The sequence below is a fragment of the Streptomyces sp. NPDC057474 genome, assembly GCF_042802555.1.
Classification (GTDB): domain Bacteria; phylum Actinomycetota; class Actinomycetes; order Streptomycetales; family Streptomycetaceae; genus Streptomyces.
Map to the genome: position 1 here is coordinate 8,552 of NZ_JBHVDX010000038.1, position 19,661 is coordinate 28,212.

Genomic DNA, 19,661 nt, shown 5'->3' on the forward strand with positions numbered 1-19,661 from the left:
GCCGGCCCCCCCCCCCCCCACAACCGGTTGGGGCCTCGCCCCGTTGCCGGGGGGCCCCCCGCGCCCCCGGCGGGGGCCCGGGGCTGTGTCGATATGCGGCTCCCCAGGCGAGCCTCAGACCCCCACCAAACGCCGATTCAACACCTCGTCCGCCAGCCCGTACGCCACCGCCTCCTCCGCCGTGAACACCTTGTCCCGATCCATGTCGGCCCGCAGATCCACCACATCGCGCCGTGTATGCCGCGCGAGAACCTTCTCGACCTGCGCCCGGATCCGCACCATCTCCTTGGCCTGAAGGGCGAGATCGGAGACCGTGCCCTGACGGCCACCACTCGCCGGCTGCCCCAGCAGCACCCGCGCATGCTCCAGCACGAACCGCCGCCCGGGATCGCCACCCGCCAGCAGCACCGCAGCCGTCGAGGCCGCCTGCCCCACACAGAACGTCGAGATCGGCGCCCGCACGTACGACATCGTGTCGTAGATCGCCATCAGCGAAGTGAACGATCCCCCGGGTGAGTTGAGGTAGATCGCGATCTCGCTCTCCGGCGCCGACGCCTCCAGATGGAGGAGCTGCGCGATGACGACGTTGGCCACCCCGTCGTCGATCTCCGTGCCGAGGAAGATGATCCGCTCGGACAGCAGCCGGCTGAACACGTCGTACGACCGCTCGCCCTGCGGGGTCCGCTCGACCACGTTCGGAATGGTGTAGGTCCCCATCACTGCAGCCCCATCCGTCGCCGCGAAGAGGCCGGCCGTACGTCGTCGAGCGACTCGACGACCCGGTCGACCATCCCGTACTCCTTGGCCTGCTCGGCCGTGAACCAGCGGTCGCGGTCGCCGTCCCGGGAGATCGCCTCCTCGGTCTGGCCGGTGTGCTCCGCGGTGATCCGCTCGATGGCCTTCTTGGTGAACTCCAGGTTCTCCGCCTGGATCTCGATGTCGGCGGTGGTGCCGCCGATGCCCGCCGACGGCTGGTGCATCATGATCCGCGCGTTGGGCAGTGCGAACCGCTTGCCGTGCGTGCCCACGCTCAGCAGGAACTGGCCCATGCTCGCCGCGAAGCCCATCGCCAGCGTCGACACGTCGTTCGGGATCAGTCGCATCGTGTCGTAGATGGCGAGGCCCGCGGTCACCGAGCCGCCCGGGCTGTTGATGTACAGACTGATGTCGGTGCGCGGGTCCTCCGCCGACAGCACCAGTAACTGGGCGCAGACCCGGTTCGCGGAGACCTCGTCGACCTGGGTGCCGAGGAAGACGATCCGCTGCGCGAGGAGTTGCGCGGCGAGATGGTCGTCGAAGCGTGACGGCGGCGTGTCACCCTCCTCGGCGCGCGGGGCGAGCGTCGGGGCCCGGCCGGTGATCAGTGGAGCCACGGTTCCTCCCTGTGGATGGACGCGGCCGCGGTGACCGCTGCCTCCACTCTCCCCAGCAACCGCCCCCCACCTGGCCTTTCTCTGCCCACGGCAGATTCGCCGACAGCAGAGCGCCCACTCCCCGCCCCGTTCGCCGCAACACATGCCCGCGCCACCGATGAGTTTCCGGACCAGGATCGGTCGACACAGATGACGACACACCCTGCCGGAGGAGGCGCACATGTCCAGCGACGGATTCACCACCTGCCTGTGGTTCGACGGCCAGGCCGAGGAGGCGGCCGCCCACTACGTCTCGATCTTCAAGAACTCCCGGCTCGGCCGGGTCACCCACTACGGCGAGGGCGCGCCGCAGCCGGCCGGCTCCGTGCTCACCGTGGACTTCGTGGCCAACGGCCAGCAGTTCGTCGCGCTGAACGGCGGCCCGCAGTTCAAGTTCACCGAGGCCATCTCCTTCCAGATCCTCTGCGCCGACCAGGCCGAGATCGACTACTACTGGAACAGCCTCACCGAGGGCGGCGAGCCCGGCCCCTGCGGCTGGCTCAAAGACCGGTTCGGACTGTCCTGGCAGGTCGTCCCCAGCGAACTCATCGAGATGATCAACGACTCCGACCCGCAGAAGGCGTCCCGCGCGACCGCGGCGATGATGGCGATGGGGAAACTGGACCTCGCCGCTCTGCAGAAGGCGTACGCGGGCGAGTAGGCGAGCAGTCGACTTCCGAAATCCCCTCATCCTGGTGGGCGGTCCCGACCACAGGCCCGCCCACCAGGGAACATGCCGGGATTTCGGCAATTCTTTACCTGCTCCGGGTAGCGGTCGCAAAGGACGCCGGTGAGGCTTTCCTGTGCACCGCCTGTACCCGGAGGAACCTTGAACGTCTCCCTGACCGCCTGGCTGCTCACGATCGTCGCCCTGTGCGTACTGGTCGCCGTCGACTTCTTCATCGGCCGCAAACCCCACGATGTGTCGATCAAGGAGGCCGGCATCTGGTCGGCCGTCTGGGTCACCCTGGCGATCGCGTTCGGCCTGGCTGTGCTGGCCGTCGGCGGGGGCAGGCCCGGGGGAGAGTTCTTCGCGGGTTTCATCACCGAGAAGTCCCTGAGCGTCGACAACCTCTTCGTCTTCGTCCTGATCATGGCGAAGTTCGCCGTGCCCTCGCAGTACCAGCAGCGCGTCCTGATGGTCGGCGTCCTCATGGCGCTGGTGCTCCGCGCGATCTTCATCGCGGCCGGCGCGGCGATCATCTCCAGCTTCTCCTGGGTCTTCTACATCTTCGGCGCGTTCCTGATCTACACCGCCTGGAAGCTGGTCGAGGACGCCCGCAAGGGGAGCCACGAGGAGGAGTACGAGGAGAACAAGCTCCTCCAAGCCGTGGAGAAACGATTCGGCGTGGCGGATCGGTACCACGGCACCAAGCTGTGGATCGAGGAGAACGGCAAGCGCGTCATGACGCCGATGCTCGTCGTGATGCTCGCGATCGGCTCCACCGACGTCCTCTTCGCCCTCGACTCCATCCCCGCGATCTACGGCCTCACCCAGGACCCGTACATCGTCTTCACCGCCAACGCCTTCGCCCTGATGGGCCTGCGTCAGCTGTACTTCCTCATCGGCGGCCTCCTGAAGAAGCTCGTCCACCTCTCCTACGGCCTGTCGATCATCCTCGGGTTCATCGGCGTCAAGCTGGTGCTGCACGCCCTGCACGAGTCCGGCGTCCACGTACCGGAGATCTCCATCCCCTTCTCCCTCGGCTTCATCGTCCTGGTCCTGGCCGTGACGACCGCGACGAGCCTGTGGGCGTCGAAGAAGCAGCGGGAGGAGGAAGCGACGGGTGCGGGAGACGACGAGCACACGGCGCAGCGGGTCTAGGAAGTCTCGTCGGCGATCGCCCGGGTGATCTCCCGGGCGATCCGCGTGATGCCCGGCGAGAGCACCGGGCACGGCTTCGGCTTGGACGTCGTGGGGGCCAGGCAGAAGTGCAGGTAGTCCTTGTCGTGGTGGAGGGCGGTGCGGGCTTGGCCGGGCTGGGTGCAGTAGCCGTCGTGCTCGCGTTCGTACGCGGTGCACGGTAGGTACTGGGCCCAGGTGTAGCGGTCGGAGGCCGGACTCACGGCCTTGCCGGCGTCGGCGACGAGGTCGCCGGAGGCCTTGGCCTGTTTCTCGTACAGGGCGTTCACCCGGCGGACCCGGTCCGGGGTCATCGGGTCCGGGCCCTGCAGCACCCAGACGATCGTCGGCCGGTGTTCGCCACCCGCGTTCGCGATCTGGTCGGTGAGCTGCTCGGCGGCGGCCGTGTACCGCTGGAAGTACTGCGTGCGGGCCTTGCCGTAGGTGACGCCGTCCATGCAGGGCGTGTAGTCCCAGGCGTTCCCCCAGAACTGCAGGACGACGTAGTCCGGGCTCAGCCGCCGCACCAGCGCGGCCGCCTTGTCCTGCGGCGGGACGAGCGACCGGTCGGCCGTGCCCTCCAGGTAGTCGCACAGGGTGGTGCCCGAGTACGGGGCGCTCGTGTAGCCGGCGTCGAGGTCGTCCTCCAAGAACTTGCCGAGGACCTTCTGGTTCTCCATGGCGAGCGAGTCCCCGAGATAGAGCACCTTGGGCGCAGGCTTCGCCGTGTCGGTGTCGGTGTCGGTGTCGGGAGCGGCCGTGGCGGCCCGCTGACGCGTGGTCGGTGACGCGTCCGGCGCCGCGGCCGACGGCGGTGCCTCGTCCGGCGCGGACTCCGGATCCCCGCACGCGCCGAGCAGCAGCGCGGCGAGCACCGCCCCCGCCACTCCCACGATCCACGGCTTGCGCATACGGCGACTCCCGCCCCGGGCATCGAAACGGCTCCCCAGGCAAGCACAGCCCGGGGCAGGGCGGAAGACCCGTGTCGGCCACGAGGGCGCCCGGTCCGGCCGGACGCCCCACGCGGTCAGGCCACGCGGTCAGGTCACGGGGTCATGCCGCCGGTGCACGCGGCACCCGGCTCGGGCGTCTGCTCGCCCTGCACATACTTGTCGAGGAACTTCTGCACGCGCGGGTCGGACGCCTTGTCCACCTTCAGCTGGTGCTCCCAGGCGCTCAGCACGATGGGTGAGGACTGGTCCTCGTAGGGGCTCATGAAGGTGTACGTCGTCTTGTTCACGAGATCGGTCAGCGACTCGACGTCCGCCTTGGCCGCCTTGTCGTTGTAAGTGACCCAGACGGCGCCGTGCTCCAGCGCGTGCACCGCGTTCTCGTTCGGCACGGCCTTGGTGTACACCTGCTTGTCGCAGTTGACCCAGACCTGGTTGTGGTCGCCGCCCACCGGCGGGCTCATCTTGTAGTCGACGGGCTCGGCGACGTGGTTCTGGGTGAGCTTCGACCAGCTCTGCACGCCGTCGACCGGCGCGGCCTTCGCCTCCTCCTTCTGCTGGGCGGAGTCGATCAGGTACCAGCCGCCGCCGCCGAGCCCGGCGAGGATCACGGTGGTGACGCCGAGCGTGAGCATGCGCATGCGCCGCTCACGGGTCTGCTCCGCCTTGCGTATCTCCTCGACGCGGGCGCGCCGCGCCGCCTCCCTGGCCTTGGGGCTGTTGTTCTTGCCCTTCGGGCCGTTGTTGTTGGCCTTCGCCTTGGATGAAGCCATGGGATGTCCTTCTCCCCACCGTGCCCCGCACGGGCATGGCGGTTCTGCGAGTCGTCTGGGATCTGTCGCGCGGGTCGGTGGCCGGCCTAGACGCGGAGCAACTGCAGTTCGTGGAGATCGGGAGGGCGGGCCCGCCCCGGCTCCCGGGAGCCGTCGAGCGCGACCAGGGCCGGAGCCGGCGCGGGCTGCCAGGGCGCGGCCGTGTGATCGGCGCCGGGCAACGGCACATGGCCCAACACGGCGGCCGGGTCGGGGGCGTGGCAGTCGTGCTCGCCGGGACTGTGCTCACAGGGGTCGCGCTCCACATGACCCGCCTGGGCGGCCGAGCGCTCCTCCACCGGCCCCGCCGACACCGAATGCGGACGCTGCGCCGGAGCCTCACCGGGAGGCGAGCCCGCGCAGAACAACAGGAACGTGGTCAGGGCCAAGGAGACCACGAGCGTCAGGCGCGCCGACCGGGCCCGGGCGCACGGCAGCGCCGTGCGTCTGAAGGGTCGGCCGGACATGGAGGCACCTCACGAGTCGAGGCGAACGGAAGTGCGAGCGCCGCTGAAATTATCAGACGACGCACAGCCGTGGTCCCGTCCCAAGGATCTCATGCCTGTTTCACGCGGTCCGTCCCGTTCGGCGCGCGTCCCGGACCGGTCCTGGCTAGCGTGAGAGCCGGGGAAACGACCTGTCGAACCGAGGAGAGTGGCACTCATGGCCGCGCATCCCGAGGGAACGCCCTGTTGGGCCGACGCGATGTTCAGCGACGTCGAGGGGGCGAAGAGTTTCTACGGCGACGTCCTGGGCTGGACGTTCGGCGAGTCGTCCTCCGAGTACGGCAACTACACACAGGCGTACGCGGACGGCAAGGCGGTGGCCGCGGTCGTCCCGCCGATGCCCGGGCAGGAGGGCCAGTCCGCCTGGTGTCTGTACTTCGCCTCGTCGGACGTGAACGCCACCGCCACGAAGATCCGTGACAATGGCGGCGACGTGCTGATGGAACCGATGCAGGTCGGCGAGTTCGGCTCCATGCTGCTGGCCCGCTCCCCGGACGGCGTCGTCTTCGGCGTCTGGCAGGCCGGCGTCCACGAGGGCTTCGAGGCCATGGGTGTGCCCGGCGCGTACGTGTGGGCCGAGATCTTCACCCGCGAGCCCGAGAAGTCCGACACGTTCTTCCCGGCCGTCTTCTCGTTCCGGGCCAAGCAGATGGACGACCCCGAGAACCCCCAGATGGACTTCCGGGTCTTCGACCTGGGGCAGAACCCGCTCCTCGGCCGGATGCGGATGACCGCGGAAGACTTCCCGCCCGAGGTGCCCTCGTACATCAACGTGTACTTCACCGTCCCCGACTGCGACGACGCGGTCGCCAGGGCCACCAAGCTGGGCGGCGTCCTGCGCTTCGGCCCGATGGACACGCCCTTCGGTCGCTTCGCCGCGCTCAGCGACCCGCAGGGCGCTTCGTTCTCGGTCATCGACGTCACCAACACGCAGGGCGAGATGCCCGCGCTCTCGGACGTCGACTGAGCGCACATGGCGATGTGCGCGGGGCGTGGGACCTGTGGACGGTCCACGCCCCCGCGCATGGCATGATCGAGCGCATGCCGGAACGTGTAGTGGGCGCCTGTGACGGAGCGTCCAAGGGAAACCCGGGACCAGCGGGCTGGGCCTGGGTGGTCGCCGAGGACGATGAGATCCCTTCGCGTTGGGAGGCCGGCCCGCTGGGCAGGGCCACCAACAACATCGCCGAACTCACCGCGCTGGAGCGGCTGTTGGCGGCCACCGACCCGGCTGTCCCGATCGAGATCCGGATGGACTCCCAGTACGCGATGAAGGCGGTCACCACCTGGCTGCCCGGCTGGAAGCGCAACGGCTGGCGCACGGCCGCCGGCAAGCCGGTCGCCAACCAGGAACTCGTGGTCCGTATCGACGAGTTGCTCGCCGGCCGTTCCGTGGAGTTCCGCTACGTCCCCGCCCACCAGGTCGACGGCGACCGCCTCAACGACTTCGCCGACCGCGCGGCGAGCCAGGCGGCCATCGTTCAGGAACCCGCCGGCACCGAGCTGGGCTCCCCGGAACCGCCGGCCGCGCCCGACACGGTCCCGGCCCGCCGCAGTACGGCGAAGAAGTCCGCGAAGTCGGGCCGGCCCGGCGGCCGAACCGGCTCGTCCTCCTCCTCGGCCCGCACCATCAAGGCGAAGTTCCCCGGCCGCTGCCTGTGCGGCCGCCCGTACGCCGCCGGTGAGCCCATCGCCAAGAACGACCAGGGCTGGGGCCACCCGGAGTGCCGTACGGCGGCGACGGCCGGAGCCGAGTAGCCGGCGGGCGGGACGGTAGGGGAGGGCGCGGGCGTCACAGGACGGCGCCGCGCCACTCCCCGGTCTCCCGGCCGCGCTCCTCGATGAACTTCTTGAAGCGCTCCAGGTCACCCTTGGTCTGCCGCTTCACGACCCCCAGCTTGTCGGCCACCTTGTCGGCGGTGCCCTCGGGCTGGAACTCCATCTGGAGCATCACCTTCGTGCGCTCCTCGGAGAGGTGGTGAAAGGTGACGACGCCGGCCTGCCGGGCCCCACCGGCGACGGTCGTCCACGCGACCCGCTCGTCCGGGATCTGCTCGGTGATCTCCGCGTCGAACTCCCTGTGTACGCCGTCCACCTTGGTCACCCAGTGCGTGAGCGTGTCCGAACGCTGCTCGATCCGCTCGACCCCGCTCATGAACTCGGGGAACGTCTCGAACTGCGTCCACTGGTTGTAGGCGGTCCGCACGGGGACCTGGACCTCGATGGACTCCTCGATCTGGGTCATCGGTCGCCTCCTCACATAGCTTGCGTCTCGGTCGCGGCCGAGTCGCCTCGGCCGCGTCCGACGCGGGTACCCAGGTCTCCCGCGGATCAACGTGGTCAGGCCGCGTCGAACGTGTAGTGCGCCGTGTGGTCCAGCAGCGCCGCCGGGCTCGTGTCGTTCCACGGCTTCATGGTCTCGTTCAGATCGACCACGTTCGGCGTCCCGGCGGCCGGCACGTACGCCGAGCCCGGGTGCAGGCGCTGCCAGTCGGCCCACAGCTTGTCGACGAACGCGTGGTGCAGCCAGAAGACCGGGTCGTTGGGGGAGACCCCGGTGCCCATCTGGCCGCCCACCCAGACGTGCACCCGGTTGTGGAGGTTCACGCCCCGCCAGCCCTCCAGGTGATTGCGGAAACCGTCCGAGGCGCTGTTCCAGGGCGCCATGTCGTACGTGGACATCGCGAGCACGGAGTTCACCTCGGCCCGGGTCGGCAACTGCCGCACCGCGCCACCGAGGGACCGCCGCAGATAGGTGCGGCCGTCGATGCGCACGTTGATCGGCCAGTTCCCGGTGGACGCCGCGAACGGTCCGTCCGTCACCCGCCCGTCGCGGTTGCGCCCGGTGCCGCCGAGGAAGTCCGGTGCCCACAGCGACGAGCGTGCCGTGCGGTCGGCAGTCCAGTCCCAGTAGGGCAGCGCGACGGTCGGGTCCACGGACTGCAGGGCCCGCTCGAACTCCAGCAGGAATCTGCGGTGCCACGGCAGGAAGGACGGCGAACGGTGGCCCGTACGTTCGCCGTTGTCGGTGTCGGTGTCGCCGAGGATGAACGCGTTGTGCGTCGTGACGAACTCGTCGTAGCGACCGGAGCGCTTCAGCGCGATCAGCGCGTCGACGAAGCGCCGCTTCTCGTCGGCGGTCAGGATCGCCTGGTCCTTGCGTATGGTCATGGCTCTGCGGCTCCTTGCGGTGGTTCCGGTGGTACGGGTGCGGGTCAGTTGAAGGGGACGAGACGGGCGCCCTGCAGTTCGTCGACCGCGGCGCGGGCGGCGGCGCGCGGGGTCGGCACGGGGGAGTAGTGGCTGACGACGCTGATCCAGCTGCCGTCGGCGTTGCGCATCACATGCAGCTCGGCCCCGTCGACGAACACGGCGTACCCGGCGCCGTGATGGTGACCGCCGCCGTCGGTCGCGTGCCCCTGTATCCGGCGACCCCGGTAGACCTCGTCGAAGGCGTCGGGCCCGCCGTGCCCGTCGTGTCCACCGGGGTCGTCGTGGTCCTCCGCGACCGCGGTGGTGAGCGGGGCGCCGAAGGTCACGGCGAGGGCGGCCGCGGCGCCGAGGGCGTGGCGACGGGTGATGTCGGGCATGCGGAACTCTCCTGGGGAGGGGGATTGATGGCTTGTCATGCCTATCGACCCGGTGGGGAACCGGAGAAATCCCAGGAAGTCGGTTGGCTGCGATCCGGACAATTAACCAAATGTCGTGCAAGGTTGAACAAAGATGATCTTGCTGTGGCGAGCCTTCGGGCGGGGGTGGAGGGGGATATTCCGTTCGACCGTCCGGGTGTCGCCGGTGATCTTGTGGTGTCGACGCGAATCGAGTGGCCGGGGTCACGCGGGCAAAGTGACGCGAACCCGGGCCACTCCCGCGCTGCTACTCTTTGTGGTCAATTGATCACTTTACGCAGCGAAATAGGAGTGTGCGTGAAGATCGCGTGCGTCGGCGGCGGACCCGCAAGCCTGTACTTCTCGATCCTGATGAAGCGGCAGGACCCGTCCCACGACATCACCGTCCATGAACGGAACCCGGCCGGATCGACGTACGGCTGGGGCGTGACCTACTGGTCCGAACTACTGGACAAGCTCCGCGAGAAGGACCCCGAGACGGCCCTCGCCATCAGCGAGAACTCCGTCAACTGGAACAGCGGAGTGGCCCACGTCCGCGACCGTACGACGGTCCAGCCCGGCGACGAGGGCTTCGGTATCGGCCGGCGCCGCTTGCTCGAACTGCTCGCCGAACGGGCGCGGTCCCTCGGTGTCCGGGTGGAGTACGAGCACGAGATCATGGCCGACGACCTGCCGGACGCCGATCTCGTCGTCGCGGGCGACGGAGTCAACAGCGCGGTGCGCGGGCGGTACGCCGACCACTTCGGCAGCGACATCGCGTTCGGTCGCAACGCCTACATCTGGCTCGGCACCAGCAAGGTCTTCGACTCCTTCACCTTCTCCTTCCAGGAGACCGACCACGGCTGGATCTGGGCCTACGCCTACGCGTTCAGCGACGAGCAGAGCACGTGTGTCATCGAGTGCTCCCCGCGGACGCTGAGCGGCCTGGGCCTGGGCCGGCTGGGCGAGGCGGACGGGCTGGCCCTGCTGGAGAAGCTCTTCGCCGACATCCTGGACGGCCACCCGCTCCTGGGCCGGGCCCAGGACGACGGCACCGCCCAGTGGCTCAACTTCCGCACCCTGACCAACCGCGCCTGGCACCACGGCAACCTCGTCCTGCTCGGCGACGCCGCCCACACCACGCACTACTCCATCGGCGCCGGCACCACCCTCGCCCTGGAGGACGCCATCTGTCTGGCCGAAGCCCTCGGCGCCCACCCGGACACGGAGGCCGCGCTCGCCGCGTACGAGCGGCGCCGCAAGGCCGAACTCCTCCGGCTGCAGAGCGCGGCGCGCCACAGCGCCCAGTGGTACGAGAACATCCAGCGGTACATCGACCTGCCCCCGGAGCAGATGTTCGCGCTCCTCGGCCAGCGGCACTCCCCGCTGCTGCCGTATGTGCCGCCGCAGCTCTACTACCGCCTCGACCGCGCGGCCGGCCGCCTGGAGGCGCTGCGCCGCTTCAAGCGGTGGCTGGGCCCGAAGCTGGCCCGGTCGTCGCAGTCGCGTGCCCTCGCCGGCCGGAAGTAGCCGGGAAGCAGCGGGCCTCTGGGAGCCGCTATCGCACGCCCTGTGGCCGGAACTGGATGCTGATGCGCGGCCCCACCGCCCGCGTCGACTTGGGAATCGCGTGGTCCCAGGTGCGCTGGCAGGAGCCGCCCATCACGATCAGATCGCCGTGGCCGAGCGGGAAGCGCAGCGTCTCCCCGTCGCCGTGCGGGCGCAGGGCCAGATCGCGCGGGTCGCCCACGGACAGGATGGCCACCATCGTGTCCTCCCGGGCGCCCCGCCCGATCCGGTCGCCGTGCCAGGCCACGCTGTCCCGGCCGTCGCGGTAGTAGCAGAGCCCCGCCGTGGCGAACGGTTCACCCAGCTCGGAACCGTACTGCGCGGAGAGCGCCGCCCGGGCCTCGTCCAGTACGGGGTGCGGGAGGGCGTCCTCGCCGCCGTAGAAGGCGAGCAGCCGGGGTACGTCCACGACCTGCTCGTACATCTGCCGTCGCTCCGCCTTCCAGGGCACCTCCTCGGCGAGCCGCGTGAACAGCGCGTCGGCACCGCCGAGCCATCCGGGCAGCAGATCGACCCAGGCCCCGGCGCCCAGCTCCCGTCGGCGCAGCCCGTCGAGGGGGCCGAGGCGAAGGTCGTCGGACTGGTCGAAGAGGGAGCCTTGGAAGTGCGTGGCCATGCATCCAGCGTACCGCCGGATTCGAAAGTCTGTTCGTTCCGGCGGTTCCGGCGGCTGCTGGTGGCGCGGGCTCCCTCGTCGCCCGTCGTCTCAGTGCTGCTGAGCCTTCTGCGGCGTCAGCTCGCTCGGCCGTACGACCACGAAGCCCTCGCCCTCCAGCTTCAGCTGCACGGCCTCCCCGGAGCCGCCGCGCATCATCGAGCCGAAGGACTGGGAGCGGTGCAGCGAGGTGTTCAGGTGGGCCGTCCAGCCCACGACCGCGTCCGTGTCGACGAACACGGGCAGCTGCGGCGAGACCGGGATGACCAGCGGATTCCCGTCGCAGACGAGACCGAGCCTCCCCTGCCCCGTGAAGACGCTGTTGAACAGCCCGCCGCCGGTCATGCCGGCGCCCTTCACGGTCTTGATCTCGTACGACAGCGAGGCGTCGAAGCAGAGCACGTTGCGGCCGTTGACGGTGAACACGTCGCCCGGCTCGATGTCGACGATGAAACAGTTCTGCGCCTCGTGCGCGAACCAGGCCTCGCCCTGACCGCGCACCGCCATCAGCGGCAGCCCCTCCCCGGTGACCGCGCGCTTGAGCATGCCGCCCATGCCCTGGCCCTTGCGTTCGAACTGCAGGTTCCCGCGGTAGGCGATCATCGCGCCCTGCCGCGCGAGCATCTCGCCGTTGACGGCGTACTTGATGGACTTGGCGTTCTGCACGCTCATCCCCGGCGCGTACGCCGGCTGGACCATGTTCTCGTTCGAGAAAAGATCGCTCTTCATACGGGCATGCTGTCCCGGACTGCCCGGTTCCGCCAAGCGACGCGCGCGGTACGCGAATTGAGGCGCCTGGCAACGTCTCGATCGGAATGGTAAAAGCGGACACATGACCAACAAGACCGTCGGCGTCGACCTCCCGGACCGCCGGGGCCGCACCGGGCTCGACCGCACCGGCCGGGATCTCACCGGCAACCCGCGCGTCAGGGTGCGGGACGTGAAACTGCTGTCCAGCCACTGGTACGTGGAACGCACCACGACCTTCGACTTCCAACACGCCGACGGCACATGGAGCACCCAGGAGCGCGAGACACACGACCGGGGCAACGGCGCCACCGTCCTCCTCTACGACGCCGAACGCGAAACCGTCCTGCTCACCCGGCAGTTCCGCTACCCGGTGTACGTCAACGGCCACCCCGACGGGATGCTCGTCGAGACACCGGGCGGCCTCCTCGACGAGGAGGACGAGCACCCCGAGGTCGCCGTGCGGCGCGAGGTCATCGAGGAGACCGGCCACACCATCGGCGAGATCCAGCACGTCTTCGACATCTACATGAGCCCCGGCTCGGTCACCGAACGCGTCAGCTTCTACGCCGCCTCGTACGGCCCGTCGACCCGCACCCACGAGGGCGGCGGACTCGACGAGGAGGGCGAGGACATCGAGCTCGTCGAGCTGCCCTTCCGTCGGGCCCTGGAGATGATCCGCAGCGGTGAGATCGCCGACGCCAAGACCATCATGCTGCTCCAATGGGCGGCGCTGGAGGGGCCGTTCAAGGGCTGACCCGCCGCCACGCGGCCGTCAGACGCTTTCGAGCGCCTCGGCGGCCTCGGCGGCGACCGCCTCAGCCACGGCTGTCAGCGCGGGGGAGTCGAGCTTCCACTGCTGCCAGAACAGCGGGGCGTCCATGGTCCGCTCCGGCGCCAGATTGACGAGCCGTCCGGCGTCGAGCAGCCGCCCGGCCTGCGCGGCGGGCACCATCCCCCAGCCCATCCCGGCGGCCACGGCGTCGGCGAAGCCCTCCGAAGTCGGCACGTAATGCCGTCGCGCACCGGAGGGACGGCCTCGCGTCAGCCGACGGACGAAGGCGTTCTGGAAGTCGTCCCGCCGGTCGAAGAACACGACCGGCGCGTCGACTATCACGTCCTTCAGCGGCACGTCCGATCCGACGCCGAGCCACCGCTCCGCGAAGGCGGGAGCGGCGCAGGGCACATACCGCATGCGGCCGAGCGGCCGGACCGAGCAGCCGGCCACGGCGTCCGGTGCCGAGGTGACCGCGGCCATCACCAGCCCCTCGCGGAGCAGCCGGGCCGTGTGCTGCTCGTCCTCGCGGAGCAACTCGTAACAGGGGCGCAGTTCCTCGGGCACCCGGGTGAGGGCGGGCAGGAACCAGGTGGCCAGCGAATCGGCGTTCACCGCGATCGACACGCGCGTGGTCTCCCCGGCACCCGTCATGCCGAGCGCGGCGTGCGCGTCGTGTTCGAGGCGGGCCAGCTGGCGCGCGAACCGGACGACCACCTCGCCCGACTCGGTCGGCCGCACCGGCTTCTCACGGATCAGCAGGACCCGGCCGACCCGCTGCTCCAGCGCCTTGACCCGCTGGCTGACTGCCGACGGCGTCACGTGCAGGGCACCGGCCGCCGCGTCGAACGTGCCCTCGTCCACCACCGTGAGCAGGGTGCGCACCAGATCGAGCGGAAGCTGAGACATCACAATCACTAATGATACGTAAGAATCTTTAGCTGTACGCAGGGCGGAGTATTTCCTAGCGTCGTGGGTGTGTTCAGCGAAATGACCGCCCTCGCCGCCGGATTCGGCACCGGCCTCTCCCTCATCGTCGCCATCGGCGCCCAGAACGCCTTCGTCCTGCGCCAGGGACTGCACCGTGACGCCGTGCTCCCGGTCGTGGCCATCTGTGCCCTCTCCGACGCGCTGCTGATCGCGCTGGGGGTCGCCGGGGTCGGTGCGGTGGTCGTCGCCTGGCCCGGCGCGCTGAGGGCGGTCGCCCTGGTCGGCGGCGGCTTCCTCCTGGTCTACGGCGCCCTGGCGGCCCGCCGCGTCCTGCGGCCCGGCGACGACGCGCTGCGGACGGAGAGCGGGTCGGCGGGCTCGCGGCGCCGGGCCGTCCTCACCTGTCTGGCGCTGACCTGGCTCAACCCGCACGTCTACCTGGACACCGTGTTCCTGCTCGGCTCCATCGCCTCCGACCGCGGCCCCCTGCGCTGGACCTTCGGCCTCGGCGCCATCCTCGCCAGCCTGTGCTGGTTCGCCGCCCTCGGCTTCGGCGCCCGGCTGCTCAGCCGCTTCCTGGCCCGCCCGTCGGCCTGGCGGGTCCTCGACGGTCTGGTCGCGGTGACGATGCTCGTGCTCGGCGGGATGCTGATCGCCGGAGCATGAGCCCCGGCGTGCGCAGGTGAGTCCAAGGCATGCGCGGGTGTGGCGACAGCATGCGCGGGTGCGGCGACAGCATGTGAGACGGCTGCGACATCGCCTGTCCCGGCGATGGCGATCTCCGCGATAGTGGTGCCCGTATCGAAAGATGTATCGAGCATCAGGATGCCCGTGGACACCACCAAGAGCAGCGCAGGCGACGACACCGCACCGGAGGACGACTCGCCGACGCCACCTGGCCGGGGTCGGCGCCGCTGGGCGATGGACACCCGCCCGCTGCGCCGCCCCGCCTACCGGCGCCTGTGGTCCTCGACCATCGTCACGGCGGTCGGCAGCCAGCTGACCGCCGTCGCCGTGCCCAAGCAGATCTACGACATCACCGGCTCCTCAGCCTGGGTCGGCTACGCGAGCCTCGCCGGCCTGCTGCCCCTGGTGGTCTTCGCGCTGTGGGGCGGCGCGGTCGCCGACAGCGTGGACCGCCGCACCCTGCTGCTCGTCACCAACACCGGCATCGCCGTCACCTCGGTGTTGTTCTGGGTCCAGGCCGTCACCGGCCTCGAATCCGTCTGGACGCTGATGGCCCTGCTCGCCCTCCAGCAGGCGTTCTTCGGCCTCAACTCACCCGCCCGCAACGCCTCCGTGGCCCGTCTCGTCCCCGCCGACGAACTGGCGGCGGCGGCCGCCCTCGGCTCGACCGTGATGCAACTCGGCCTGGTGGCCGGGCCGTTGCTCGCCGGCGCCCTCATCCCGGTCATCGGCCTGGCCGAGCTGTACCTGATCGACGCGCTGGCCCTCTGCATCACCCTCCGGGCGGTCCACAAGCTGCCCTCCCTGCCTCCGCTGGACACCGCGACGACCAAGCGGGCCGGCTGGCGGGAGGTCCTCGCGGGCTTCCGCTACATCGCCCTGCACAAGGTGCTCCTGCTGTCCTTCCTCGCCGACATCATCGCGATGGTCCTGGGCATGCCCCGCGCCCTCTTCCCGCAGCTGGCCGACACCACGTACGCGCCCTACGGCGAAGGCCTCGCCCTCGGCCTGCTGTTCGCCGCCATCCCCATCGGCGCCGTCGCCGGGGGCCTGATGTCGGGCACCTTCTCCCGTTCCCACCGGCACGGTTTCATGGTCATCGCGGCCGTCATGGCCTGGGGCGCGGCCATCACGGGCTTCGGACTGAGCACCAGTCTGTGGTTCGCCGTGCTGTTCCTCGCCGCCGCGGGTGTCGCGGACATGGTCTCCATGATCTTCCGCGGGGCCATCCTGCTGTCCGCCGCCACCGACGAGATGCGCGGCCGGATGCAGGGCGTCTTCACCGTGGTCGTCGCCGGCGGCCCCCGCCTCGCCGACGCCCTGCACGGCACCGCCGGCGCGGCCTTCGGCGCCCGTACGGCCGTCGTCGGCGGCGGCCTGCTCGTCATCGCCGCGATGCTGCTCCTCGCGACGGTGACACCGGCACTGCGGCGGTACCGGATCTGACCGATCGACACTCCGCTCTTCCGTACGCTGGTCAGCGGCACACCCCACAGGCAGGAGTCGCAACGATGCAGTACGTGAAGCTCGGCTCGACGGGTCTGGACGTGTCCCGGATCTGTGTGGGATGCATGAGTTTCGGCCTCCCCGACCGAGGCACGCACGAGTGGACCCTCGACGAGGAGGCGTCACGCCCACTGATCCGGCAGGCGCTGGACGCCGGGATCAACTTCTTCGACACGGCGAACGTCTACTCCGACGGCACCAGCGAGGAGATCGTCGGGCGCGCGCTCGCGGAGTTCGCGCGGCGCGAGGAGATCGTCGTCGCGACCAAGGTGAACGGCGCCATGCACCAGGGCCCCAACGCCTGGGGCCTGTCCCGCAAGGCGATCATGACGGAGATCGACGACAGCCTGCGGCGCCTCGGCACCGACTACGTCGACCTCTACCAGATCCACCGCTTCGACCCGAACACCCCGGTCGAGGAGACGATGGAGGCCCTGCACGATGTGGTGAAGGCGGGCAAGGCCCGCTACATCGGGGCGAGTTCGATGTACGCCTGGCAGTTCGCCAAGATGCAGCACACCGCCCGACTGAACGGCTGGACGCGGTTCGTGTCCATGCAGAACCACTACAACCTCCTCTACCGCGAGGAGGAGCGCGAGATGCTCCCGCTGTGCGAGGACCAGAGCGTCGCCACCCTGCCCTGGAGCCCGCTCGCCCGGGGCCGTCTCACCCGTGACTGGGAGACCGTCACCGCACGCACCGAGACCGACAACTTCGGCAGGACGCTCTACCAGGAGGGCGACCGCGAGATCGTCGACGCCGTCACCCGTATCGCCGGCGAGCGCGCGGTGCCCCGGGCCCGGGTCGCCCTCGCCTGGCTGCTGAGCCGTCCCACCGTGACCGCCCCCATCGTCGGCGCCACCAAGCCCCACCACCTCGACGACGCCGTGGCCTCCCTCGACATCACCCTCACGGAGAAGGAGACCGAAGAGCTGGAACGGCCCTACACGCCCCGGGCGATCAGCGGCCACTGAGCCGGGCGACGCCCGGCTTCGCTCGGCCGGCGCCCGCGCGCCGGACGCCCGTGCCGGGAAGCGGGTGACCCCGTGCCGGACGCCCGCGTCGGTGGCGCGGGCGTCACAGGCGGGCGTACTCCAGGCGCACGGTGGTGGCGAGGCGGGCCAGGGCCTCCTCGGCGCCCTCGCGGTCGGTCTTGTCGAGGAGGGCGAGGGCGTCGGCGGCGGCCACGCGGACCCGCTGGGGCACCTCGTCGAGGGCGGCCATCCGATAGGCGATGGTGCGGCGGGCCGCGCGCTCCTCGGGGCTGACGCCGTTCGGCCCGGTACGGGGGAAAACGGCGGCCTCGTAGGCGGTCACATGGATGAGCACGCCGTGCGCGATGCCCTCGGCGTAGCCCCGCTGCCCGGCCTGCCGCTGGGCCATGGCGAAGTGCGCCATGGCCCGCCGCCGCACGATGAGCGAGCCCACCATGCCGACGAGCCCGGCGCACACGGCCGCCCCCAGGGCGACGAGACCACCGCCGATCAGCGCGCCGATCAGGGCGCCGCCCGCCATCAGCAGGCAGGTCAGCCCGGTGGTGAGCATCAGCAGGGCGCGCGCGGGAGTGAAGGAGGCCATGACGTGCAGTGTCTCAGCCCTGGCTGGGTGTCTGAGCGGTGGGCCGGAGGGGAAGGGGACGACGCGGGCCGTGCCGGACGGTCGGTCGGCGCCCGTGGTGGCGGGTCACTCGCCGCCGGAGGGCCCCGGATGTTCCATGCGGGACAGCCATGTCGTGAGCACCGTTTCGAGTGACTCGGCCTCGGCCGACGTCAGCAGATCCAGGAGACGGCGCTCGTTGCGCATGTGCTCGGTGAACGCCTCGTCGATCAGCTCCCGTCCCGGCCGGGTGAGGGCGACGATCCGGCCGCGCTGGTCGTCCTCGGCGCGGCGGCGGGTGACGAGCCCGGCCCGCTCCAGCCGGTCGATCCGCTTCGTCATCGCGCCGGTGGTGACCATGGTGTGCGCGGCGAGCTCGCCGGGCGCCCGTTCGAAGGGGGCACCGGCACGGCGCAGCGTGGCGAGCACGTCGAACTCTCCCTCGCTGAGCCCGTAGCGGCCGTAGACGAGACACAGTTCCTCGGTGAGCCGGTCCGCCAGGCGGTGCAGCCGGCCGATCACCCCTTGCGGGGTGACGTCGAGGTCGGGCCTCTCACGGCGCCAGTCGGCCTGGATGCGGGCCACCCGGTCCGGTGATGGTTGACGGTCCTCCATGACCACCATGATAGCTTCCCGGGAAGTTATATTGTCTTCCATGGAAGCCAATATGCGATGGGTGGCGCTGACCGCGATCGCGCCGGTGGCCTGGGGTGCGAACTACTTCGTCACCCACGAGTACCTGCCGGCGGACAGTCCGCTGTACGGGGCCGCCTTTCGGGCGCTCCCCGCCGGCCTCGTCCTGCTCGCCCTGTGCCGACGGCTGCCGCGCGGCGTCTGGTGGGGGAGGTCCGCGCTGCTCGGGCTGCTCAACGTGAGCGTGTTCTTCGTGCTCGTCTACGCCGCCTCCCAGCTGCTGCCGACGAGCGTCGCCTCGACCGTCATGGCGGCCGCCCCGCTGACGATGATGCTCATCGCCTGGCCCCTGGTCTCCGAACGGCCCGGCCGCGCGCACCTGGCCGGCGCCGCGATCGGGCTCGGCGGAGTCTGTCTCATGCTCCTCTCGGGGGCGGCGGGCGCCGGCGTCCCCGGAATCCTCGCCTCGGCCGCCGCCGTGCTCGTCTCGTCCTTCGGCCACATCCTGACCAAGCGCTGGAACGCCGGGACCGACGTACTCGCCTCCACCGCCTGGCAACTCACCGCCGGAGGCCTGATACTCCTCCCGGTCGCAGCGGCGGTGGAGGGACTGCCGCCCGCGCTCTCCCCGCAGGCGCTCCTCGCCTTCGCCTACGTCGCCCTGATCGCCACGGCGCTCGCCTTCGTCGTCTGGTTCACCGGCCTGCGCCATCTGCCCGCCGGCACCGTGGGCCTGATCGGCCTCCTCAACCCCGTCACGGGCGTACTCCTGGGCACGGCCGTCGCCGGGGAGACGCTGACGGGCCGCCAACTGTGCGGGCTGGTCCTGGTCCTGACCGGTGTCGTCCTGGGCCGCCCCGGCCGGGCGGACCGACGTGGCGGCGACCGGCCGGGACCGGAGCCCGCTTCGGCGACCGACCCGCGCGAGAGTCCTCGGAGTTCGCCTCAGTCCCTGACGTGATCCTCTCCGAGCGTGATCGGGCCGAGGCCGGGCGGCAGGTGACGTACGGCTGTCGCCACCGCCACCGCCACCGCCACCGCCACCGCCACCGCCTCCGCCATCGCCACCGCCTCCGGCGCCGTGGTCGTTCGCGCGAGGACGGATTCGCCCAAGAAGTCCGTGCTCACCGTGTACCGGTCGACGTCATGCGCGAGCAGGCACGGCCCGACGACGGTCAGGCGGCGGCGGGTGGTGGCCGAGAAGCGCAGCGTCCAGTGGCCGGTGAAGGGATAGAGGACCCGCAGCGCCGGCTCGGCGTACGCCGCCTCGACCAGCGCGCGAGAGGCGCCCCCGGGATCCTGCACCGTGCGCGCCTCGGTGGGCAGATGCTGCCACTCGGACTCTGCCAGTCGTACCGGATCGTCGTCCGGCACCTCGAGGCGGCCGGTCAGCTCCACGAACGGTGCCGCCCGACGAAATGTCGCCCAACGC

At 70.4% G+C, this 19,661-nt stretch carries 24 protein-coding genes; 10 read left to right on the forward strand and 14 right to left on the reverse strand.

Annotated features, from left to right (window positions below; genetic code table 11):
- Window positions 1-114 precede the first annotated feature (114 nt).
- Window positions 115-717, reverse strand: a complete 603-nt coding sequence (locus ACFU53_RS13900) for a ClpP family protease (RefSeq protein ID WP_383990561.1) — start codon at window positions 715-717, stop codon at window positions 115-117.
- Window positions 717-1,373 (reverse strand): ATP-dependent Clp protease proteolytic subunit, encoded by a 657-nt coding sequence (locus tag ACFU53_RS13905; protein WP_383990564.1) that lies wholly within the window; start codon window positions 1,371-1,373, stop codon window positions 717-719. Before ACFU53_RS13905 ends, ACFU53_RS13900 begins: the two co-directional genes overlap by 1 nt.
- Window positions 1,374-1,593: 220 nt before the next feature.
- Between ACFU53_RS13905 and ACFU53_RS13910 the strand changes: the two genes are divergently transcribed.
- Window positions 1,594-2,073, forward strand: coding sequence for a VOC family protein (locus ACFU53_RS13910; RefSeq protein ID WP_383990567.1), 480 nt, complete (start codon window positions 1,594-1,596; stop codon window positions 2,071-2,073).
- Between the two features lie 168 nt (window positions 2,074-2,241).
- The gene (locus ACFU53_RS13915) at window positions 2,242-3,237 is read left to right on the forward strand and encodes a TerC family protein (protein WP_383990570.1); all 996 of its coding nucleotides are present in this window, start codon (window positions 2,242-2,244) and stop codon (window positions 3,235-3,237) included.
- On the opposite strand, the gene ACFU53_RS13920 is transcribed toward ACFU53_RS13915, so the two are convergent.
- The 3 genes from ACFU53_RS13920 to ACFU53_RS13930 all read right to left on the reverse strand — a co-directional run bounded on the left by ACFU53_RS13920 (window position 3,234) and on the right by ACFU53_RS13930 (window position 5,484).
- Complete coding sequence (locus ACFU53_RS13920; protein ID WP_383990573.1) at window positions 3,234-4,166, reverse strand: SGNH/GDSL hydrolase family protein; 933 nt, start codon at window positions 4,164-4,166, stop codon at window positions 3,234-3,236. The genes ACFU53_RS13915 and ACFU53_RS13920 overlap by 4 nt on opposite strands.
- 134 nt (window positions 4,167-4,300) lie before the next feature.
- The gene (locus tag ACFU53_RS13925; RefSeq protein WP_383990576.1) at window positions 4,301-4,978 is read right to left on the reverse strand and encodes a DUF3105 domain-containing protein; all 678 of its coding nucleotides are present in this window, start codon (window positions 4,976-4,978) and stop codon (window positions 4,301-4,303) included.
- An 86-nt stretch (window positions 4,979-5,064) separates the two neighbouring features.
- A complete protein-coding gene (locus ACFU53_RS13930) occupies window positions 5,065-5,484 on the reverse strand; it encodes a DUF6153 family protein (protein WP_383990579.1) in 420 nt (139 codons plus the stop codon).
- Window positions 5,485-5,680: 196 nt separating this feature from the next.
- Between ACFU53_RS13930 and ACFU53_RS13935 the strand changes: the two genes are divergently transcribed.
- Both ACFU53_RS13935 and ACFU53_RS13940 read left to right on the forward strand, forming a co-directional pair.
- Complete coding sequence (locus tag ACFU53_RS13935) at window positions 5,681-6,490, forward strand: VOC family protein (RefSeq protein WP_383990582.1); 810 nt, start codon at window positions 5,681-5,683, stop codon at window positions 6,488-6,490.
- Between the two features lie 62 nt (window positions 6,491-6,552).
- Window positions 6,553-7,281, forward strand: a complete 729-nt coding sequence (locus ACFU53_RS13940) for a ribonuclease H (protein ID WP_383990585.1) — start codon at window positions 6,553-6,555, stop codon at window positions 7,279-7,281.
- Window positions 7,282-7,315: 34 nt separating this feature from the next.
- Here the strand turns inward: ACFU53_RS13940 and ACFU53_RS13945 are convergent, their stop codons facing one another.
- The 3 genes from ACFU53_RS13945 to ACFU53_RS13955 all read right to left on the reverse strand — a co-directional run bounded on the left by ACFU53_RS13945 (window position 7,316) and on the right by ACFU53_RS13955 (window position 9,113).
- Window positions 7,316-7,768: an SRPBCC family protein gene (locus ACFU53_RS13945; protein WP_383990588.1), complete on the reverse strand. Its 453-nt coding sequence runs from the start codon at window positions 7,766-7,768 to the stop codon at window positions 7,316-7,318.
- 95 nt (window positions 7,769-7,863) lie between these two features.
- Window positions 7,864-8,694: a tyrosinase family protein gene (locus ACFU53_RS13950; RefSeq protein WP_383990591.1), complete on the reverse strand. Its 831-nt coding sequence runs from the start codon at window positions 8,692-8,694 to the stop codon at window positions 7,864-7,866.
- A 44-nt stretch (window positions 8,695-8,738) separates the two neighbouring features.
- Window positions 8,739-9,113, reverse strand: coding sequence for a tyrosinase cofactor (locus ACFU53_RS13955; protein WP_383990594.1), 375 nt, complete (start codon window positions 9,111-9,113; stop codon window positions 8,739-8,741).
- Between the two features lie 336 nt (window positions 9,114-9,449).
- On the opposite strand from ACFU53_RS13955, the gene ACFU53_RS13960 reads away from it, so the two are divergent.
- Window positions 9,450-10,661: an FAD-dependent monooxygenase gene (locus ACFU53_RS13960; RefSeq protein ID WP_383990597.1), complete on the forward strand. Its 1,212-nt coding sequence runs from the start codon at window positions 9,450-9,452 to the stop codon at window positions 10,659-10,661.
- A gap of 28 nt (window positions 10,662-10,689) precedes the next feature.
- On the opposite strand, the gene ACFU53_RS13965 is transcribed toward ACFU53_RS13960, so the two are convergent.
- Both ACFU53_RS13965 and ACFU53_RS13970 read right to left on the reverse strand, forming a co-directional pair.
- On the reverse strand, window positions 10,690-11,316 hold the full coding sequence (locus ACFU53_RS13965) for an alpha-ketoglutarate-dependent dioxygenase AlkB (RefSeq protein WP_383990600.1): 627 nt from the start codon (window positions 11,314-11,316) through the stop codon (window positions 10,690-10,692).
- 90 nt (window positions 11,317-11,406) lie between these two features.
- Window positions 11,407-12,084 carry an AIM24 family protein gene (locus ACFU53_RS13970; protein ID WP_383990603.1) on the reverse strand — a complete coding sequence of 226 codons (678 nt, stop codon included), beginning with the start codon at window positions 12,082-12,084 and terminating at the stop codon, window positions 11,407-11,409.
- 103 nt (window positions 12,085-12,187) lie between these two features.
- Between ACFU53_RS13970 and ACFU53_RS13975 the strand changes: the two genes are divergently transcribed.
- On the forward strand, window positions 12,188-12,859 hold the full coding sequence (locus ACFU53_RS13975) for an NUDIX domain-containing protein (RefSeq protein ID WP_383990605.1): 672 nt from the start codon (window positions 12,188-12,190) through the stop codon (window positions 12,857-12,859).
- An 18-nt stretch (window positions 12,860-12,877) separates the two neighbouring features.
- Here ACFU53_RS13975 and ACFU53_RS13980 read toward each other — a convergent pair whose 3' ends face one another.
- On the reverse strand, window positions 12,878-13,789 hold the full coding sequence (locus tag ACFU53_RS13980; protein WP_383990608.1) for a LysR family transcriptional regulator ArgP: 912 nt from the start codon (window positions 13,787-13,789) through the stop codon (window positions 12,878-12,880).
- Window positions 13,790-13,867: 78 nt separating this feature from the next.
- Between ACFU53_RS13980 and ACFU53_RS13985 the strand changes: the two genes are divergently transcribed.
- From ACFU53_RS13985 to ACFU53_RS13995, 3 genes are all read left to right on the forward strand, one after another.
- Window positions 13,868-14,473 carry a LysE/ArgO family amino acid transporter gene (locus ACFU53_RS13985; protein WP_383990707.1) on the forward strand — a complete coding sequence of 202 codons (606 nt, stop codon included), beginning with the start codon at window positions 13,868-13,870 and terminating at the stop codon, window positions 14,471-14,473.
- Window positions 14,474-14,638: 165 nt separating this feature from the next.
- Window positions 14,639-15,940, forward strand: a complete 1,302-nt coding sequence (locus ACFU53_RS13990) for an MFS transporter (RefSeq protein ID WP_383990611.1) — start codon at window positions 14,639-14,641, stop codon at window positions 15,938-15,940.
- Between the two features lie 65 nt (window positions 15,941-16,005).
- Window positions 16,006-16,974 (forward strand): aldo/keto reductase, encoded by a 969-nt coding sequence (locus ACFU53_RS13995; protein ID WP_383990614.1) that lies wholly within the window; start codon window positions 16,006-16,008, stop codon window positions 16,972-16,974.
- Between the two features lie 103 nt (window positions 16,975-17,077).
- Here the strand turns inward: ACFU53_RS13995 and ACFU53_RS14000 are convergent, their stop codons facing one another.
- Together ACFU53_RS14000 and ACFU53_RS14005 are read right to left on the reverse strand one after the other, a co-directional pair.
- The gene (locus ACFU53_RS14000) at window positions 17,078-17,578 is read right to left on the reverse strand and encodes a hypothetical protein (RefSeq protein WP_383990618.1); all 501 of its coding nucleotides are present in this window, start codon (window positions 17,576-17,578) and stop codon (window positions 17,078-17,080) included.
- A gap of 105 nt (window positions 17,579-17,683) precedes the next feature.
- Window positions 17,684-18,211, reverse strand: a complete 528-nt coding sequence (locus ACFU53_RS14005; RefSeq protein WP_383990620.1) for a MarR family winged helix-turn-helix transcriptional regulator — start codon at window positions 18,209-18,211, stop codon at window positions 17,684-17,686.
- 40 nt (window positions 18,212-18,251) lie between these two features.
- Between ACFU53_RS14005 and ACFU53_RS14010 the strand changes: the two genes are divergently transcribed.
- Entirely contained in the window at window positions 18,252-19,190 is a 939-nt protein-coding gene (locus tag ACFU53_RS14010) for an EamA family transporter (RefSeq protein WP_383990623.1), read from the forward strand.
- Here the strand turns inward: ACFU53_RS14010 and ACFU53_RS14015 are convergent.
- Window positions 19,175-19,627, reverse strand: a complete 453-nt coding sequence (locus ACFU53_RS14015) for a DUF6193 family natural product biosynthesis protein (RefSeq protein ID WP_383990628.1) — start codon at window positions 19,625-19,627, stop codon at window positions 19,175-19,177. The genes ACFU53_RS14010 and ACFU53_RS14015 overlap by 16 nt on opposite strands.
- Window positions 19,628-19,661: the final 34 nt, after the last annotated feature.

Coding starts and splice junctions, on each gene's coding strand:
- ACFU53_RS13950 (WP_383990591.1), bottom strand. CDS start 8,694: ATGACCATACGCAAGGACCAGGCGATCCTGACCGCCGACGAGAAGCGG.
- ACFU53_RS13985 (WP_383990707.1), top strand. CDS start 13,868: ATGACCGCCCTCGCCGCCGGATTCGGCACCGGCCTCTCCCTCATCGTC.
- ACFU53_RS13975 (WP_383990605.1), top strand. CDS start 12,188: ATGACCAACAAGACCGTCGGCGTCGACCTCCCGGACCGCCGGGGCCGC.
- ACFU53_RS13910 (WP_383990567.1), top strand. CDS start 1,594: ATGTCCAGCGACGGATTCACCACCTGCCTGTGGTTCGACGGCCAGGCC.
- ACFU53_RS14000 (WP_383990618.1), bottom strand. CDS start 17,578: ATGGCCTCCTTCACTCCCGCGCGCGCCCTGCTGATGCTCACCACCGGG.
- ACFU53_RS13935 (WP_383990582.1), top strand. CDS start 5,681: ATGGCCGCGCATCCCGAGGGAACGCCCTGTTGGGCCGACGCGATGTTC.
- ACFU53_RS14010 (WP_383990623.1), top strand. CDS start 18,252: ATGGAAGCCAATATGCGATGGGTGGCGCTGACCGCGATCGCGCCGGTG.
- ACFU53_RS13965 (WP_383990600.1), bottom strand. CDS start 11,316: ATGGCCACGCACTTCCAAGGCTCCCTCTTCGACCAGTCCGACGACCTT.
- ACFU53_RS13955 (WP_383990594.1), bottom strand. CDS start 9,113: ATGCCCGACATCACCCGTCGCCACGCCCTCGGCGCCGCGGCCGCCCTC.
- ACFU53_RS13920 (WP_383990573.1), bottom strand. CDS start 4,166: ATGCGCAAGCCGTGGATCGTGGGAGTGGCGGGGGCGGTGCTCGCCGCG.
- ACFU53_RS13970 (WP_383990603.1), bottom strand. CDS start 12,084: ATGAAGAGCGATCTTTTCTCGAACGAGAACATGGTCCAGCCGGCGTAC.
- ACFU53_RS13945 (WP_383990588.1), bottom strand. CDS start 7,768: ATGACCCAGATCGAGGAGTCCATCGAGGTCCAGGTCCCCGTGCGGACC.
- ACFU53_RS13925 (WP_383990576.1), bottom strand. CDS start 4,978: ATGGCTTCATCCAAGGCGAAGGCCAACAACAACGGCCCGAAGGGCAAG.
- ACFU53_RS13900 (WP_383990561.1), bottom strand. CDS start 717: ATGGGGACCTACACCATTCCGAACGTGGTCGAGCGGACCCCGCAGGGC.
- ACFU53_RS14005 (WP_383990620.1), bottom strand. CDS start 18,211: ATGGAGGACCGTCAACCATCACCGGACCGGGTGGCCCGCATCCAGGCC.
- ACFU53_RS13940 (WP_383990585.1), top strand. CDS start 6,553: ATGATCGAGCGCATGCCGGAACGTGTAGTGGGCGCCTGTGACGGAGCG.
- ACFU53_RS13930 (WP_383990579.1), bottom strand. CDS start 5,484: ATGTCCGGCCGACCCTTCAGACGCACGGCGCTGCCGTGCGCCCGGGCC.
- ACFU53_RS13995 (WP_383990614.1), top strand. CDS start 16,006: ATGCAGTACGTGAAGCTCGGCTCGACGGGTCTGGACGTGTCCCGGATC.